Origin of the sequence: Streptomyces sp. NPDC047315, assembly GCF_040643215.1 — a bacterium.
Classification (GTDB): domain Bacteria; phylum Actinomycetota; class Actinomycetes; order Streptomycetales; family Streptomycetaceae; genus Streptomyces.
Window position 1 is genome coordinate 13,436 of record NZ_JBEYTZ010000018.1, and the last position, 16,113, is coordinate 29,548.

Consider the following 16,113-nt stretch of genomic DNA (forward strand, 5'->3'; position numbering starts at 1 on the left):
TTCCGGCTCGTGGCGGCGAGCGATAAAACGGGCATAAAGAGCGAGCCCCTTCAAAAGGCGGGGCGATCATGAGCGCAGCGGCACCGTTTGGCTGCATCGGGTGTCCGAACTGCTGCAATTCCATGTCGAAACGTTATGAACATGGGGGCGGACCGTGTCAAAGGACACAGTCCGCACTTGTGTGGATACGACAACTGCCGTATCCGCCCGTCTACTTGAGTCGGGCCATGAGGGCGTGTTCGACGAGGGTGATGAGGGCGCTTTTGGCGTCGGCGCGGTGGCGGGCGTCGGTGGTGATGATGGGGGTGTCGGGGCCGATTTGGAGTGCTTCGCGGACTTCTTCGGGGGTGTAGGGCTGGTGTCCGTCGAAGCCGTTGAGGGCGATGACGAAGGGGAGGCCGCTGTTTTCGAAGTAGTCGACGGCGGGGAAGCAGTCGGCGAGGCGGCGGGTGTCGACGAGGACGACGGCGCCGATGGCGCCGCGGACGAGGTCGTCCCACATGAACCAGAAGCGGTCCTGTCCGGGGGTGCCGAAGAGGTAGAGGATGAGGTCCTGGTCGAGGGTGATGCGGCCGAAGTCCATGGCGACGGTGGTGGTGGTTTTGTCGCCGGTGTGGGTGAGGTCGTCGATGCCGGCGGATGCGCTGGTCATGACGGCTTCGGTACGCAGCGGGTTGATCTCCGAGACGGCGCCGACGAACGTGGTCTTGCCCACGCCGAATCCGCCGGCCACCACGATCTTCGCGCTGGTGGTCGACCTGGGCGCACCGCCGCTAGAGCTTGCGAAGTCCACTGAGCACCCTTTCGAGCAGTGTCACGTCCGGCGTGCCGCCGGCGTCGCCGTTGCCCGGCTGGTGGATCGCCACCATGCCCGCCTCCGCCAGGTCGGCGACGAGGATCCGCGCCACCCCCAGCGGCATGGAGAGCAGGGCCGAGACCTCCGCCACCGACTTCACCTCACGGCACAGGTGGCAGATCCGCTGGTGCTCGGGGAGCAGCCCGGCCAGCAGCGACGGGTCGGCCGTGGTGCTGACCAGCGCCTCGATGGCGAGCTGGTACCGCGGCCGGGTCCGGCCGCCGGTCATGGCGTACGGCCGCACCAGCGGCTGGTCTCCCTCGAACCCGTAGTCGGTGTGGGCACCGTATGGATCGTGTGAGGTGGGTGGCGGGGTCATGGGGTCCTCCGGACGGGACAGCAAGTGGGTGGCGAGCCGTCTCTTCGGGCCGGTGGGGGCCGGTTGGCGACCTGTGAGAACGACGGCGCGATGGCGCGTGTTGGGCGACGGGGCTCGGGGCCGGTGCTGATCAGTGCAAGAGGCTTCCCTGGAGTTCCGCGCGCAGGTCCGGGGTGAGGACGCTGCCCGCTCGGTCCACCAGGAGGGCCATCTCGTAGCCCACCAGGCCGATGTCGCACTCGGGGTGCGCCAGCACGGCGAGGGAGGAGCCGTCGGAGATGGACATCAGGAACAGGAAGCCCCGCTCCATCTCCACCACCGTCTGGCTCACGGTGCCGCCTTCGAAGATCCGGGAGGCCCCCGCGGTCAGCGAGGTCAGTCCGGAGGCCACCGCCGCCAACTGGTCCGCGCGGTCCCGCGGGAACCCTTCGGACATGGCCAGCAGAAGACCGTCGGCGGAGACCACCACCGTGTGGGACACCCCGGGGGTGTTGTCCACGAAGTTGGTGATCAACCAGTTCAGATTCTGCGCCGCCTGGCTCATCGGGCTCAACTAACGCTCCTGCTGGTGTGTGGGGCCGAGGTTGAAGCTGCCGGTCGTCGAGCTGTTCTGCTCGCGCCCCTGCTGAATGCCGCGGCGGAGCTTGGTCAGTCGGCCGCGCACGTCGTCCGGCGCGCGCGAGACCGACGGCCCGCTCTGACCGCTCTGCTGCTGTGCGGTGCCCGCGACCAGATTGGCCCGCGGGACCCGGCGGGGGAGTCCGGAAGTGGTGACGCCCCCGGAGGTGGGCTTGCGGATCCGCTCGGCCTGGCGCCCCAACTCGTCGTTGGGGGAGGTGCGCCAGCTTTCGCCCTCGGGGCCGTCGCTGGGGATGGCGCCGAAGGCGCCGCCGTTGCGGCGCGGCAGCGGGCCGCCGGCGTCCGGCAGATCGCGGGCTGCCTCGGGACCACGGGGGCCCTGGGGGGCCTGAGGCGTCTGCGAGGTCTGCGGGAACTGGGGCGCCTGCGGACCCTGCTGGCTCTCCGGGAACTGCGGAGACTGAGGTGCCTGAGGTGCCTGCTGGAACGGCGCCTGCGGAACCTGCGGGATCTGTGGAATCGCCTGGGTCTGCTGTGGCGCGGGCGCCTGCGGGACCTGCTGGGCCGGAGGTGCCTGCTGGGCCTGGGGCGCCTGCTGGACCTGCGGGAACTGCGGCGCCTGCGGGGTCTGCTGGAGCGGTCGGATCTGCTGGAACTGCTGGGTGGAGTCGACGCCGTCGTGCGCCTCGCCCTCCTGCCGCGGCTGCTCGTCGTACGCGGCAGCGCCCTGGTTGCCCTGGCCGCTCCGGCTCTGGGTGCGGAACCAGTCCGTCTCCAGGGTGTCGTACAGCGGGGTGCGGCCGTCACCGGGGCCGGGCGCGGGCGGCAGCGCCTCGTGCTGCGGCTGCGCGGGCAGCTCGCCCCGGACGGGGCCCTCCTGCTCCTCGAACCCGCGGGGCGCGGGAGCGCGACCGGGCGCGGGCGGCTGCGGCGCCACCATGTCGGGCCGGGCGAACTGGCCCGTCGCCGCCGGGTCCTGCTGCCCCCGGTCCCGGAACCCGTCCGCACCGCCGTCGCGCGGCGGGGCGAACTGGCCGCCGTCCTGCACCGGACGGGCCGGACCGCCGGCGCCCCCGGGCGGACCGAAGACGTCGGAGCGTACGAACTGGCCGTTCGGCGCGTTGGGCGGACGGTGCTGCTGCGCCGGCGCCACGGCCTCCGGGCTCGGGAACTCGCCCGTGTCCGATGCGTTTGGCGTGTTCGTCGCGTGTGACGCCTCCGTGGGAGCGGGCCGGAGCGCGGGGGCCCCGAAGTCCGCGGGCGGGGGCGCCGTGAAGTCCTGGCGGGGGATCTCCGCCGTGGCACCGGGGCCCTGGACGGCGCCGAGGTCGTCGTGGCCGCGCGCGGTGTCCGCGTCGCGTCCGCCCGGCCGCTGGTCGCTGCCCCAACTGGTGCCCTGCGGGCGCTGCTGGCCCGCGCCGGGCAGTTCGGCCCGCGCAGGTGTGCCCGGCTGGGGCAGTGCAGCGGTCTCCGGACGCGCCGGCAACCCGGGCGCAGCGGGTGCCGAGGGTCCGGACGCGGGAGCGTTGCGCTGTCCGCCGCGACCGCTGAAGGCGCTGGCGAGACCGCCGCCCTGGCGGCCCTGGCCGCCGTCGCGGGCCGGCAGTGACGCGCGTGGACCGTTGCCCGGCCCCGTACCCAACGCGGCACCGGCGCCCGCGCCGGCACCGACCTGGCCGCGCGGAGGGTTGCCACCGAGCAGCCCGCCGCCGGGCGCGCCCTGACCGCCGCCGGGGCGGCCGGCGCCGACGGGAGCGGCACCGCCCGGCGCGGACACCGTGCCCTGACCGCCGGGCCCGCCCTGCGGACCCTGAGGGCCCTGAGGACCGTGACCGCCGGGCCCGCCCATCGGCTTGCGCCCGCCCTGGGCGACGTCGACGGGCAGCATGACCAGCGCGGTCGTACCACCGGAGTCGGAGGGCCGCAGCTGGATCCGGATGCCGTGGCGCAGCGACAGCCGGCCGACCACGAACAGACCCATGCGGCGGGAGACCGAGACGTCCACGGTGGGCGGCGAGGCGAGCCGCTCGTTGATCGCGGCCAGGTCCTCGGGGGAGAGGCCGATGCCGGTGTCGTGGATCTCGACGAGCACCCGCCCGTCGGGCAGGGCGTGACCGGTGACGCGGACCTTCGTCTGCGGCGAGGAGAACGACGTCGCGTTCTCCAGCAGCTCGGCCAGCAGGTGCACGAGGTCGTTGACGACGCGGCCGGCGACGTCGGTCGCGGGCACCGCTGCCAACTCGATGCGCTCGTACTGCTCCACCTCGGACGCGGCGGCGCGCAACACGTCGACCAGCGGGACCGGGCGGGTCCAGCGCCGGCCGGGCTCCTCGCCCGCGAGGACGAGGAGGTTCTCGCCGTTTCGGCGCATGCGGGTGGCGAGGTGGTCCAGCTTGAAGAGCGAGGAGAGCTGGTCCGGGTCGGCCTCGCGGGACTCCAGTTCCGAGATCAGCGACAGCTGGCGCTGGATGAGGCCCTGGGAGCGGCGCGAGAGGTTGGTGAACATCGCGTTGACGTTGCCCCGCAGCAGCGCCTGCTCGGCGGCGAGGCGGACCGCCTCGCGGTGCACGTCGTCGAAGGCCGCGGCCACCTTGCCGATCTCGTCGCGGGAGTGCACGCCGACGGACTCCACGGAGGTGTCGACGTCCTGCGGGTCCGTCTCCGAGAGCTGCTTGACCAGCTCGGGCAGCCGTTCCTGGGCGACCTTGGTGGCGGTGTCCTGGAGCCGGCGCAGCGAGCGGATCATCGACCGGGAGACGATGAAGGCGCCGACCAGCGAGACCCCGAGGACGAAGAGGATCAGCACACCGTTGAGGATCGCGTCCTGCTTCGAGTCCTCACGCAGCTGGCGGGCCTTGGACTCCATCTCGTCCAGCAGCGTGGCCTCGATGCGCTTCATGGCCTCCATGCGCGAGCTGTACTTGTGGGTCCAGTCCAGGTGGGACTGCTTCTCCGTGGTGTCGATGCCGCCCTGCTTCTCCAGGACCCGGGCGGCGTACTCGTTGGCGTGCTTGATGTCCGGGTTGCCCGAGTCCAGCGGGGCGAGCAGCTCCGCCGGGTCGCCGCCGAGCGACGAGTAGATCGGCCCGAACAGCGTCTCCTGGTTGTTGGCGTTGCTCAGCGCGGTCTGGCCGTAGAGCCGGTCGCCCTCGCTCAGCGCGTCGCCCTTCTGACCGGGCCCGCCGGGCAGCGCCGCGGCGATGATCGCCTGCTGGATGGAGGAGAACTCCTTGGCGGCCGAGAAGGCGGCCAGGGCGCGCGTCCGCTTGATCATCTCCTGGTTGTTGGTGGCCTGGGCCATGTCCGAGGAGAGGTTCAGCAGGGAGTTGATGATCTGGTGGTACGCGTCGACCGTGACGGCGTTGGAGCCTTCCTTCACGTACGCGTCTTCGCGGATCGAGCGCAGCTTGAAGAGCTGCGCGTAGATCTGGCTCACGGTGGTGCGGATCGAGTCGAGGGCGTCGTCCTGGGCGCCGTCCTCGCCGTTGTTCTTGATGTCGACGCCCTCGGACGCCTTCAGGAACGCGGCGTACGCGCGGTCGGTGGCCTCGCGGGGGCCGGTCACCTTGAAGTCGCCGGCGTTGGCGTCGTTGGCCAGCGGTCCGGCGGTGGTGTCCCGCTCGTGCTGGAGCGCGGCGGCGAGCTTGGTCGCCTCCTGCGTCATGTCGGTGAGCAGTTCCATGTGCTTCAGCTGGTCCATGCGGTCCATGGACTCCTGGATCCGCAGCCCGCCCAGGGTCACCGCGGCGGCGACGGGGAGGGTCAGCAGGGAGACCAGCCGGGTACTGATGCGCCAGTTGCGCAGCGCCAGGCGCGAGCCGGTGCTGCCGGTGCCCTTCAGCTTGGGTTCCGCCTCGGCCGCGTCACCCGCGGTGGGGGCGGCACCGGTCGGAGTTCCGCCGCCGGGGCCCTGGGGCCCGCCGCCGGCGCCCGCACCGGGGCCGCTCCGACCACCTGGTCCGCCCGGTCCGCCCGGGCCTGCGGGCCCTGCCGTCCCGGGACCGTTCGGTCCACCGGGGGCGGGGCGGGCGCCGGGTCGCGCGGGACTCCGGTCGCCGCCGTTGCCCTGGGTCGTCGGCCCCTGGCCCTGGTTCTGGATGTGCTGGGGCGACGAGCCACGGACGGTCCCGCCGCGCGGCTCCTGCTCCGCCGCGGCTTCCCCACGACCCTGGTGGGCCTGGGGACGCCCTGCGCCATCTCTCTTGAAACGTCCCTGCACTAGCGTCGCAACCTCTGGACCAGGCGTCCCTCCGCAGAACGGAAGGGACGGTGTCGGCGTTGGCGAGGCGCGGCGCCGCGCCTCTTTGTGGTCTGAGTGACCGGCGCTTCCCCCTTTCCCGCCGCCGCTCGGCGCTGCGTTGCGCCCCTTGCGCGCCGGACTGGTTCTGCGGCGGTGCGTGGAATTCCAGCACAGTGCCGGATCTCCAACAAGGGCCGCGCACCGTGCTGTGACCCGGGTGACACGTTGTAAGCGTTGGGTCACAAGCCGTTGAAAGACTTAAGCGGGTGAAACGGACTTTTCAGTACGGGTTGTCGGGGGGTTGCCAAAGGGTGGGGCCTGTCCCGGTCGTTGCGATCAGGAGAGGAATGATCGCTTCAGCTATGCAATGTCCGCTTTATGGGGGCGAGTTGACGGCCCGTAATGACCGAATTGCCGGGTGGTTGGTGAGGAAACTCACACCTGTCACACACGTTCTCCACGACTTTGTCGGGAACTGGATGTTTAACCTGTCGCGTTGGGCAGCAGCACCCTGCTTGTAAAGCGCCCCGCAGCGCGCCCAACCGAGACAGCCGAGATAAGCCGATAGGTCTGAAAGGTCTGAAGGCACCCGATGAAGACGACTCCGGTCCGCACGATAGCCAACCCCCGCCGCACCACCCTCGCGCACGTCAAGGACGCCGCAGAGCTGGAGGTGCCGGCCCGTCCGGAGCACTCCGTCGAACTCCCCACCCAGACGGCCAACCCGCGCCGCACCACTCTGATGGACGCCCCCGTCGCCTGACGGCCGAACGCGCCCCGAACCCCACAGCGCCCGGGACCCGGCCCACCGGCCGCCCCGGGCGCAGGCGTGCGCGGGGGCCGCGCCCCCGCCGCGTTAGCCTGGAGCGTCCGACTCCAACAGCGTCATCAGCAACAGAGGGGCAGCGGCATCCCGTGCGCATCGCCAGGTTCTCCATCGACGGCAACGTGGCCTTCGGCGCGGTCGAGGGCGAAGCCCCTGACGGGCTCGTCCTCGACATCATCAAGGGCGTCCCGTTCGCGGACTTCGAACTCTCCGGCACCAAGGTCCCCCTGAGCAAGGTCCGGCTGCTGCCGCCCGTGCTGCCCAACAAGGTGGTCGCCTTCGGCCGCAACTACGCGGAGCACGCCGCCGAGCTCGGCAACGAGCCCGCGACCGAGCCGTTCGCCTTCTTCAAGCCCTCCACCTCGGTCATCGGCCCCGGCGACGCCATCGCGTACCCCTCCTTCTCCCAGGAGCTGCACCACGAGGCGGAACTGGCCGTGGTCATCGGCCGGATGTGCCGCGACGTCCCGCGCGAGCGCGTCAAGGACGTCATCCTCGGCTACACCTGCGCCAACGACGTCACCGCGCGTGACGTGCAGAAGCGCGAGAAGCAGTGGGCCAGGGCCAAGGGCTTCGACACCGCCTGCCCGCTCGGCCCCTGGGTGGAGACCGGCATCGACCTCGAAGCGGCCGGCGACCTCGCCGTCCAGTGCACCGTCAACGGCGCACAGCGCCAGCTCGGCAGCACGAGCCAGATGATCCACTCCATCGAGGACCTGGTCGTCAACATCACCGAGGCCATGACGCTGCTCCCCGGCGACGTGATCCTCACGGGCACCCCGGCCGGAGTCGGACCCCTCAACGTCGGCGACGAGGTCGCCGTCACCATCCAAGGCATCGGCACTCTCGCCAACAAGGTGATCAAGCGTGGCTAACGCCAACTCCCCCAAGCTCCCAGCTCCGCGCGAGCAGGGTGCACCCCCGCGCGTACGTTTCTGTCCCTCGCCGACCGGCAACCCCCACGTGGGCCTGGTCCGCACCGCCCTGTTCAACTGGGCCTTCGCCCGGCACACCGGCGGCACCATGGTCCTGCGCATCGAGGACACCGACGCGGCCCGCGACTCCGAGGAGTCCTACGAGCAGCTCCTCGACTCGCTGCGCTGGCTCGGCCTGGACTGGGACGAGGGCCCGGAGGTCGGTGGCCCCCACGCGCCGTACCGCCAGTCGCAGCGCATGGACGTCTACGCCGACGTCGCGCGCCGCCTCCAGGAGGCCGGCCACGCCTACCACTGCTACTGCACCGCGGAGGAGCTGGAGGTCCGCCGCGACGCAGCCCGCGCCGCCGGCCGCCCCTCCGGCTACGACGGACAGTGCCGCGACCTGACCGCCGAGCAGCGCGCCGCGTACGAGGCGGAGGGCCGCTCCTCCATCGTCCGCTTCCGGATGCCCGACGAGCCGATCACCTTCACCGACCTGGTGCGCGGCGAACTGACCTTCACCCCGGAGAACGTCCCGGACTACGGCATCGTGCGGGCCAACGGCGCCCCCCTCTACACCCTGGTCAACCCGGTCGACGACGCCCTGATGGGGATCACCCACGTCCTGCGCGGCGAGGACCTGCTCTCCTCCACCCCGCGCCAGATCGCGCTCTACAAGGCGCTGATCGAACTCGGCGTCGCCAAGGAGGTCCCCTCCTTCGGCCATCTGCCGTACGTCATGGGCGAGGGCAACAAGAAGCTGTCCAAGCGCGACCCGCAGTCCTCCCTCAACCTCTACCGCGAGCGGGGCTTCCTGCCCGAGGGGCTGCTGAACTACCTGTCGCTGCTCGGCTGGTCCTTCTCGGCCGACCAGGACGTCTTCTCCGTCGCCGAGCTGGTGGAGAAGTTCGACATCGCGGACGTCAACGCCAACCCGGCCCGCTTCGACCTCAAGAAGGCCGAGGCGATCAACGCCGACCACATCCGCCGGCTCGACGTCGCGGCGTTCGCCGAGGCGTGCGAGCCCTGGCTGCGGGCGCCGTACGCGAACTGGGCGCCGGAGCGGTTCGACCGCGCCGCCTGGGAGGCCATCGCCCCGTACGCCCAGACCCGGCTCACGGTGCTGTCCGACATCACGGCCAACGTCGACTTCCTCTTCCTCGCCGAGCCCGTCGAGGACGAGGCGTCCTGGGCCAAGGCGATGAAGCCGGGCGCGGCCGAGCTGCTGACCACGGCCCGCGAGAAGCTGGCGGCGGCCGACTGGAACAGCGCCGAATCCCTCAAGGAAGCGGTACTGGCCGCCGGTGAGGCCCACGGCCTCAAGCTGGGCAAGGCCCAGGCCCCGGTCCGGGTCGCCGTCACCGGGCGCACGGTGGGGCTGCCGCTCTTCGAGTCCCTGGAGATCCTGGGCCGCGAGCGCACCCTGGCCCGCATCGACGCCGCCCTGACCAAGCTGAACGCCGCGGCCTGAGGCAGACCCCGGCCCGACCCCGCCGCCCGGGCGGGGCCGGGCCTTGGGGCGCTTCTGACGGATCTTGCAGGGCTCGCGTGCCCTGGCGCCGTTCCCCCTGGGCCTTCGGCCCGGGAGGTGCCCCCACTCCGCGTCGTCGTCGGTCGCCGAAGGCCCCCTGTGCCCTGCGGGCACGGTGGGACCCCCACCGCGTCGACTCCCTCCTCCGCATTGAGATCCACGGCACCAGACCCCGCTCCCTTAACCAGCCTGATCTGTCAGAAGCGCCCTAGGCTTCGGCCATGGTCATCAAAGCGATCCTGTGGGACATCGACGACACGATCTTCGACTACCGGGGCGCCGATCTCGCGGGAATGCGCGACCACCTGCACGCCGAGGGCCTGCTGGACGGAGAATCCTCCGCCGAGCAGGCCCTCGGGCGTTGGCAGGAGGTGACCGCACGGCACTGGGCGCGCTTCTCCGCCGGGGAGGTCGACTTCCTCGGGCAGCGGCGCGACCGGGTGCGGACCTTCACCGGGCTAGCCCTGAGCGACGCGGACGCCGACGCCTGGTTCGGACGGTACGTCGTGCACTACGAGGCCGCCTGGAGCCTCTTCCCGGACACCGTGCCCGTACTGGACGCCCTCGCCGGCTACCGGCACGCGGTGCTCTCCAACTCCGCGCTCTCCGTCCAGGACCACAAGCTGCGGACCCTGGGCGTACGGGACCGCTTCGAGGCCGTCGTCTGCGCCGCCGACCTGGGCATCGCCAAGCCCGCCGCAGAGGCGTTCCACACCGCCTGTGCGGCCGTCGGACTGCCGCCGCAGGAGGTCCTGTACGTGGGCGACGAGCCCGACATCGACGCACGCGGCGCGGGGGAGGCGGGGCTGACCGGCGTCTGGCTCGACCGCGCCGAACGGGGCGGGCGGCCCGAGCTGATCCGGATCACCGGTCTCGACCAGCTCCCAGGCCTGTTGGCGGGCGATACCCGTTTTGGAGCGCCGTCCACCATCGGGTAATGTTCTTCCTGCGCCGCCCGAGAGGGCCGAAAGGCCCGGACGGAAGGCGCAAGCCAAGCAAGCCCCCTCCCGGGGGTTGCGCTTTGGTGGCCTATGGTGTAATTGGCAGCACGACTGATTCTGGTTCAGTTAGTCTAGGTTCGAGTCCTGGTAGGCCAGCTCGCAGAGCTCATCTGCAAAGCCCCCGTTGTGTAGCGGCCTAGCACGCTGCCCTCTCAAGGCAGTAGCGCCGGTTCGAATCCGGTCGGGGGTACAGATCCTTCCCGCGCGTACGTCCGGATCGCAACCGACGAACGCGACGCAGGATCGCTAGGGCCCCCGTTGTGTAGCGGCCTAGCACGCCGCCCTCTCAAGGCGGTAGCGCCGGTTCGAATCCGGTCGGGGGTACTGGTCTAAACCACCATGGGCTATGGTGTAATTGGCAGCACGAGTGATTCTGGTTCATTTAGTCTAGGTTCGAGTCCTGGTAGCCCAGCTGATCCGATGGATCACTTTCTCGCCCCCGTTGTGTAGCGGCCTAGCACGCCGCCCTCTCAAGGCGGTAGCGCCGGTTCGAATCCGGTCGGGGGTACGTGAACGAGGAAGCCCTCCGCGATGACGCGGAGGGCTTCCTCGCGTTCCGTCTCCGGCTTCCGCCCTCGTGGTGAACTCCCCGCGCCCGCACCCGGGTTGGACGGCGGGCCCCCGAGGCAGGGGACGCAGGGGCGCGAGGGTTTCATGGTGGGTACGCGTCCTAGCTGGTGCGGCGCAGGGCCTCCGTCAGCCGGGCTGCCGCGTCGATGACCGCCTGCGCGTGCATCCGCCCCGGGTGGCGGGTCAGCCGCTCGATCGGCCCGGAGACCGAGACGGCGGCGACCACGCGGTTCGACGGGCCGCGCACGGGCGCGGAGACCGAGGCCACGCCCGGCTCGCGCTCGCCGATCGACTGGGCCCAGCCCCGGCGCCGTACGCCCGACAGGGCGGTCGCCGTGAAGCGGGCGCCCTGGAGCCCGCGGTGCAGCCGCTCCGGCTCCTCCCAGGCCATCAGGATCTGCGCCGACGACCCGGCCTTCATGGTGAGCGTGGAGCCGACCGGGACGGTGTCCCGCAGTCCGGACAGCCGCTCCGCGGCGGCGACGCAGATGCGCATGTCGCCCTGTCGACGGTAGAGCTGGGCGCTCTCGCCGGTCACGTCGCGCAGATGCGTCAGCACGGGGCCGGCCGTCGCCAGGAGTCGGTCCTCGCCGGCCGCCGCGGAGAGCTCCGCGAGCCGCGGGCCGAGGATGAACCGCCCCTGCATGTCCCTCGCCACCATACGGTGGTGTTCCAGTGCCACGGCCAGCCGGTGGGCCGTGGGTCGGGCGAGCCCGGTCGCCGCGACCAGCCCGGCGAGGGTGGCCGGACCGGACTCCAGTGCGCTCAGAACCAGAGCCGCCTTGTCGAGAACGCCGACGCCGCTAGAGTTGTCCATGAAACGATATTCGCGTCTCACAGTATGAAACGCAAGTTCAATTTTCTGGAGAAGGAGCCAGGCTGTAGGGGCGGCCCGGGGCACGGCCCCAGGGAGAACCCCGGGGGACGGCCCAGCGGATCGAGTGGCCGCACACGATCTCTAGCAGTGCCGGCACCGTGGCCGGCCGGAGGGAAAGCGATGGGTAGGACACTCGCGGAGAAGGTCTGGGACGACCACGTCGTCCGGCGCGCCGAGGGCGAGCCCGACCTCCTCTACATCGATCTGCACCTGCTGCACGAGGTGACCAGCCCGCAGGCGTTCGACGGCCTCAGGCTCGGCGGCCGTCGGGTGCGGCGCCTGGACCTCACCATCGCGACCGAGGACCACAACACCCCGACCCTCGACATCGACAAGCCCATCGCCGACCCGGTCTCGCGCGCCCAGCTGGAGACCCTGCGCAAGAACTGCGCGGAGTTCGGCGTGCGGCTGCACCCGCTCGGCGACGTCGAGCAGGGCGTCGTCCACGTGGTGGGCCCCCAGCTGGGACTGACCCAGCCCGGCACCACCGTGGTCTGCGGTGACTCGCACACCTCCACGCACGGCGCCTTCGGCGCGCTGGCCTTCGGCATCGGCACCTCGCAGGTCGAGCACGTGCTGGCCACCCAGACGCTGCCGATGGCCCGCCCGAAGACCATGGCCATCACCGTCGAGGGCGAGCTGCCCGACGGCGTGAGCGCCAAGGACCTGATCCTGGCGATCATCGCCAAGATCGGCACCGGCGGCGGCCAGGGCTACGTCCTGGAGTACCGCGGCCCGGCCATCGAGAAGCTGTCGATGGAAGCCCGCATGACCATCTGCAACATGTCCATCGAGGCGGGCGCACGGGCCGGCATGATCGCCCCCGACGAGACCACCTTCGAGTACCTGCGCGGTCGCCCGCACGCCCCTGAGGGCGAGGAGTGGGACGCCGCCGTCGCGTACTGGAAGACGCTGCGCACGGACGACGACGCCGTCTTCGACGCCGAGGTCGTCATCGACGCCGCCGCGCTCTCCCCGTTCGTCACCTGGGGCACCAACCCGGGCCAGGGCGCCCCGCTCGCCTCGAAGGTCCCCGACCCCGCTTCGTACGAGGACGCATCGGAGCGGCTGGCCGCGGAAAAGGCCCTGGAGTACATGGGGTTGAACGCCGGGCAGGAGCTGCGCGACATCCATGTCGACACCGTCTTCGTAGGCTCGTGCACCAACGGCCGCATCGAGGACCTGCGCACGGCGGCCTCGATCCTGGACGGCCGCAAAGTCGCCGACGGGGTACGGATGCTGGTCGTCCCCGGCTCCGTGCGGGTCGCGCTCCAGGCCGTCGACGAGGGTCTGGACAAGGTCTTCACCGCCGCCGGCGCCGAATGGCGGCACGCGGGTTGCTCGATGTGCCTGGGCATGAACCCCGACCAACTCGCGCCCGGCGAGCGCTCCGCGTCCACCTCCAACCGCAACTTCGAGGGCAGGCAGGGCAAGGGCGGCCGAACCCATCTGGTCTCGCCGCAGGTCGCCGCCGCCACCGCCGTGCTCGGCCACCTCGCCTCCCCGGCGGACCTGTCCGACGCCGACGCCGCCCGTACGCCCGCTGGAGTCTGATCACCATGGAAGCTTTCACCACCCACACCGGCCGGGCCGTCCCGCTGCGGCGCAGCAACGTGGACACGGACCAGATCATCCCGGCCCACTGGCTGAAGAAGGTCACCCGCGACGGTTTCGAGGACGGGCTCTTCGAGGCGTGGCGCAAGGACGCCGAGTTCGTGCTCAACCGGCCCGAGCGGCAGGGGGCGACCGTGCTGGTCGCCGGCCCCGACTTCGGCACCGGCTCCTCCCGCGAGCACGCGGTCTGGGCGCTGCAGAACTACGGCTTCAAGACGGTCATCTCCGCCCGGTTCGCCGACATCTTCCGCGGCAACTCGCTGAAGAACGGCCTGCTCACCGTGGTTCTGCCGCAGGAGACGGTGGATCGGCTCTGGGAGCTGACCGAGGCCGACCCCACCGCCGAGATCACCGTGGACCTCCAGGCCCGCGAGGTCCGCGCGGCCGGTCTCACCGCCTCCTTCGAGCTGGACGAGAACGCCCGCTGGCGGCTGCTGAACGGCCTGGACGACATCAGCCTCACCCTTCAGAACGAAGCGGACATCGCGGCCTACGAGACCTCCCGGCCCGCCTTCAAACCGCGCACCCTTCCGGTCTGATCAGGTCTGATCTGCGCTTTTCATGAACTGCGCCCCCCGCCCCTCGGCGGGGGGCGCAGTCGTCTGTTGAGGGGCCGCCGGGCGACAACTCGCCCCAGATGGCACAATCGGTGCATGGAACGCGACAGCCAACTCGACATGTACGAGGTGGTCGCGGCCCGGTTGAAGGATGCGCACGCAGCGGTGCGCGCACTGCAAGTCCCGGAAGGCGTAAGGAAGGCGCTCTCCCGGAAGCTGCTGGTCATCACGGCCGCAGCGAAGCACGATCTGCCGGATGCGGCACGTCGTCTGGACCGCTTTGTGCGGGACCTCGACGAGGGCCGATTCCCCGAAGGCGACTGACGTCCGCACTCGCGAAGGAGCGACTTCGACGGTCGACTTCGTTGCGGCACTAGGGTGATTAGCCCGTTTCGTGTTTGATTTGCGGTATATATCTGCCTAACGTGCGAAAAAGCCTGGACAGATTCAGTCCGGCAATGTCTCCGAAGGGGAAGACGTGAACAAGGCGCAGCTCGTAGAAGCGATTGCCGACAAGCTCGGCGGCCGTCAGCAGGCCGCCGACGCTGTCGATGCGGTGCTTGACGCGATCGTCCGGGCGGTCGTCGCCGGAGACCGGGTTTCGGTCACCGGTTTCGGATCGTTCGAGAAGGTCGAACGCCCCGCCCGGTACGCCCGTAACCCGCAGACGGGTGAGCGGGTCCGGGTGAAGAAGACCTCCGTGCCCCGCTTCCGGGCGGGCCAGGGCTTCAAGGACCTGGTCAGCGGGTCGAAGAAGCTCCCGCGCAGCGGTGAGGTCTCCGTGAAGAAGGCCCCCAAGGGCAGCCTCTCCGGTGGCACTTCCACGCGGACCACCGCCAAGGCGGCGGCGAAGAAGGCCACGGCGAAGAAGGCGGCGGCCAAGAAGACCACGGCGAAGAAGGCCACGGCGAAGAAGGCGACCGCGAAGAAGACCACCGCCAAGAAGACCACGGCGGCGAAGAAGACCACCGCGAAGAAGACCACGGCGAAGAAGGCCACGGCGAAGAAGACCGCGCCGGCGAAGAAGGCCACCGCGAAGAAGGCCCCGGCCAAGAAGGCGACGGCCCGCAAGACCGCGAAGAAGACCGCCACGCGGAAGAGGTAAGCGGCACCTGCCGCCACAGCCACTCACACGCCGGGCCGGGCTCCCTCAAGGGAGCCCGGCCCGCGGCTGTTCCCGATCCTCTTGGTGTCCGTCGGCGTGCGCACCGCCGGGCGGGTCACAGCGTTTGGAGCGTCACCAGGGTGATGCGCAGCGCGTCACCCGTCCCCTCGGTCTCGATCCGGACCCGCTGCCCCGGCCGCAGCAGCCTGAGCCCGCCCGCGTCGAAGGCCGCGGCGTCGAACTCCACGGGCGTTCCGTCGTCCAGCAGGACGCTGCCGGTGCGGGTCTGGGGATCGTAGGTGTACGAAGTCGCTTGCATGCCCGAAATCGTAGGCGCTGCACGGGCCGGCGGCTCGCCCGCAGCGGCCGGTGAGCGGCCCTTCAGGGGCACGGGGCCGCCGGGCAGGGCGCGAGCAGCGCCGTCGTGCGCGGACCGACGCCCAACGCGAGCGCCGCGGTCAGGTCCGTCGGAGCATCGACGTCCTGCCGGACGGAGACGACGTCACCCAGCGGGATTTCCACCGCGCCCGACGCCGAATGCCGACGCCGGGAAGGCCCTCCGAAAGCCGGCCGCAATTCGACCCCTTCCGTCGCCGTCAGCAAAGTAGTGCCGATACCCGCCGCGTCCGGGAGAAAGGCGCGGGAAAATCCCCTCGCATACGACAGGACCCGGGCCAATTCCGACGGCCGCAGCGCCGGGAGGTCCGCATTGAGCGCGGCCACCGCCGCGTCCGCGCGCACCGACCGCACCGCCCGCGCACCGTGCGCGAGCGCGGCGTTGAGCCCCGCGGCCGGTAGGTCGGGCACGATGCGCGCGCCCAGCGCCGAAAGCTCCGCCCCGGCCACCGGATCGTCCGTGACAACTGCCACATCACGGACCTCCGAGCAGGTCAGCGCGGCTGCCACGGTGTCCTGGGCGAACGCCAGCGCCAACTGCGGGCGCGGAATCCCGCCCGCGGCGCCCGCCAGTCGGCTCTTGGCCAGTGCAAGGGGTTTCAGGGGGACCACCAGTGACCAGCGGCCCGTGGCATCGGTGTCCAGGTCAGCTCTCCGTCCGTGCGCGCCGGTCCTCATTGTGGCCCGCACCCGGCGTGGCAAGCGTCGGGGCAGGGCGCCGGTCC

The 16,113-nt window shown here is 71.0% G+C and carries 15 protein-coding genes and 5 tRNA genes; 13 read left to right on the top strand and 7 right to left on the bottom strand.

The window, feature by feature from the left end:
* Positions 1 to 211 precede the first annotated feature (211 nt).
* The 4 genes from ABZ842_RS21245 to ABZ842_RS21260 form a co-directional block, all read right to left on the bottom strand.
* Positions 212 to 793, bottom strand: a complete 582-nt coding sequence (locus ABZ842_RS21245) for an ATP/GTP-binding protein (protein ID WP_361538658.1) — start codon at positions 791 to 793, stop codon at positions 212 to 214.
* Entirely contained in the window at positions 774 to 1,175 is a 402-nt protein-coding gene (locus ABZ842_RS21250; RefSeq protein ID WP_361538660.1) for a DUF742 domain-containing protein, read from the bottom strand. Before ABZ842_RS21250 ends, ABZ842_RS21245 begins: the two co-directional genes overlap by 20 nt.
* A 130-nt stretch (positions 1,176 to 1,305) precedes the next feature.
* Positions 1,306 to 1,719 (bottom strand): roadblock/LC7 domain-containing protein, encoded by a 414-nt coding sequence (locus ABZ842_RS21255; protein ID WP_361538991.1) that lies wholly within the window; start codon positions 1,717 to 1,719, stop codon positions 1,306 to 1,308.
* A 9-nt stretch (positions 1,720 to 1,728) separates the two neighbouring features.
* Positions 1,729 to 5,853, bottom strand: a complete 4,125-nt coding sequence (locus tag ABZ842_RS21260) for a nitrate- and nitrite sensing domain-containing protein (protein ID WP_361538994.1) — start codon at positions 5,851 to 5,853, stop codon at positions 1,729 to 1,731.
* A 733-nt stretch (positions 5,854 to 6,586) separates the two neighbouring features.
* On the opposite strand from ABZ842_RS21260, the gene ABZ842_RS21265 reads away from it, so the two are divergent.
* From ABZ842_RS21265 to ABZ842_RS21305, 9 genes are all read left to right on the top strand, one after another.
* Complete coding sequence (locus tag ABZ842_RS21265) at positions 6,587 to 6,757, top strand: hypothetical protein (RefSeq protein ID WP_361538662.1); 171 nt, start codon at positions 6,587 to 6,589, stop codon at positions 6,755 to 6,757.
* A gap of 152 nt (positions 6,758 to 6,909) precedes the next feature.
* A complete protein-coding gene (locus tag ABZ842_RS21270; protein ID WP_361538664.1) occupies positions 6,910 to 7,695 on the top strand; it encodes a fumarylacetoacetate hydrolase family protein in 786 nt (261 codons plus the stop codon).
* Entirely contained in the window at positions 7,688 to 9,208 is a 1,521-nt protein-coding gene (gene gltX, locus ABZ842_RS21275) for a glutamate--tRNA ligase (protein ID WP_361538666.1), read from the top strand. Before ABZ842_RS21270 ends, gltX begins: the two co-directional genes overlap by 8 nt.
* A 281-nt stretch (positions 9,209 to 9,489) precedes the next feature.
* On the top strand, positions 9,490 to 10,206 hold the full coding sequence (locus ABZ842_RS21280; RefSeq protein ID WP_361538668.1) for an HAD family hydrolase: 717 nt from the start codon (positions 9,490 to 9,492) through the stop codon (positions 10,204 to 10,206).
* A gap of 87 nt (positions 10,207 to 10,293) precedes the next feature.
* Positions 10,294 to 10,365: transfer RNA gene (locus tag ABZ842_RS21285), tRNA-Gln, on the top strand.
* 21 nt (positions 10,366 to 10,386) lie between these two features.
* Positions 10,387 to 10,459 (top strand) — tRNA-Glu (locus ABZ842_RS21290).
* A 61-nt stretch (positions 10,460 to 10,520) separates the two neighbouring features.
* Positions 10,521 to 10,593, top strand: a tRNA-Glu gene (locus ABZ842_RS21295).
* A gap of 16 nt (positions 10,594 to 10,609) precedes the next feature.
* Positions 10,610 to 10,681 (top strand) — tRNA-Gln (locus ABZ842_RS21300).
* 23 nt (positions 10,682 to 10,704) lie between these two features.
* Positions 10,705 to 10,777 (top strand) — tRNA-Glu (locus ABZ842_RS21305).
* A gap of 162 nt (positions 10,778 to 10,939) precedes the next feature.
* Here ABZ842_RS21305 and ndgR read toward each other — a convergent pair.
* Entirely contained in the window at positions 10,940 to 11,656 is a 717-nt protein-coding gene (gene ndgR / locus ABZ842_RS21310; RefSeq protein ID WP_361538670.1) for an IclR family transcriptional regulator NdgR, read from the bottom strand.
* Positions 11,657 to 11,836: 180 nt separating this feature from the next.
* Between ndgR and leuC the strand changes: the two genes are divergently transcribed.
* From leuC to ABZ842_RS21330, 4 genes are all read left to right on the top strand, one after another.
* Entirely contained in the window at positions 11,837 to 13,270 is a 1,434-nt protein-coding gene (gene leuC, locus ABZ842_RS21315; RefSeq protein ID WP_361538672.1) for a 3-isopropylmalate dehydratase large subunit, read from the top strand.
* A 5-nt stretch (positions 13,271 to 13,275) separates the two neighbouring features.
* Positions 13,276 to 13,869 (top strand): 3-isopropylmalate dehydratase small subunit, encoded by a 594-nt coding sequence (gene leuD, locus ABZ842_RS21320; RefSeq protein WP_361538674.1) that lies wholly within the window; start codon positions 13,276 to 13,278, stop codon positions 13,867 to 13,869.
* Between the two features lie 114 nt (positions 13,870 to 13,983).
* On the top strand, positions 13,984 to 14,211 hold the full coding sequence (locus ABZ842_RS21325; RefSeq protein ID WP_361538676.1) for a hypothetical protein: 228 nt from the start codon (positions 13,984 to 13,986) through the stop codon (positions 14,209 to 14,211).
* A gap of 154 nt (positions 14,212 to 14,365) precedes the next feature.
* A complete protein-coding gene (locus ABZ842_RS21330) occupies positions 14,366 to 14,992 on the top strand; it encodes an HU family DNA-binding protein (protein WP_361538678.1) in 627 nt (208 codons plus the stop codon).
* Between the two features lie 115 nt (positions 14,993 to 15,107).
* On the opposite strand, the gene ABZ842_RS21335 is transcribed toward ABZ842_RS21330, so the two are convergent.
* Both ABZ842_RS21335 and cofC read right to left on the bottom strand, forming a co-directional pair.
* The gene (locus ABZ842_RS21335; protein ID WP_361538680.1) at positions 15,108 to 15,311 is read right to left on the bottom strand and encodes a hypothetical protein; all 204 of its coding nucleotides are present in this window, start codon (positions 15,309 to 15,311) and stop codon (positions 15,108 to 15,110) included.
* Positions 15,312 to 15,373: 62 nt separating this feature from the next.
* Entirely contained in the window at positions 15,374 to 16,066 is a 693-nt protein-coding gene (gene cofC, locus ABZ842_RS21340; protein ID WP_361538682.1) for a 2-phospho-L-lactate guanylyltransferase, read from the bottom strand.
* Positions 16,067 to 16,113 lie beyond the last annotated feature (47 nt).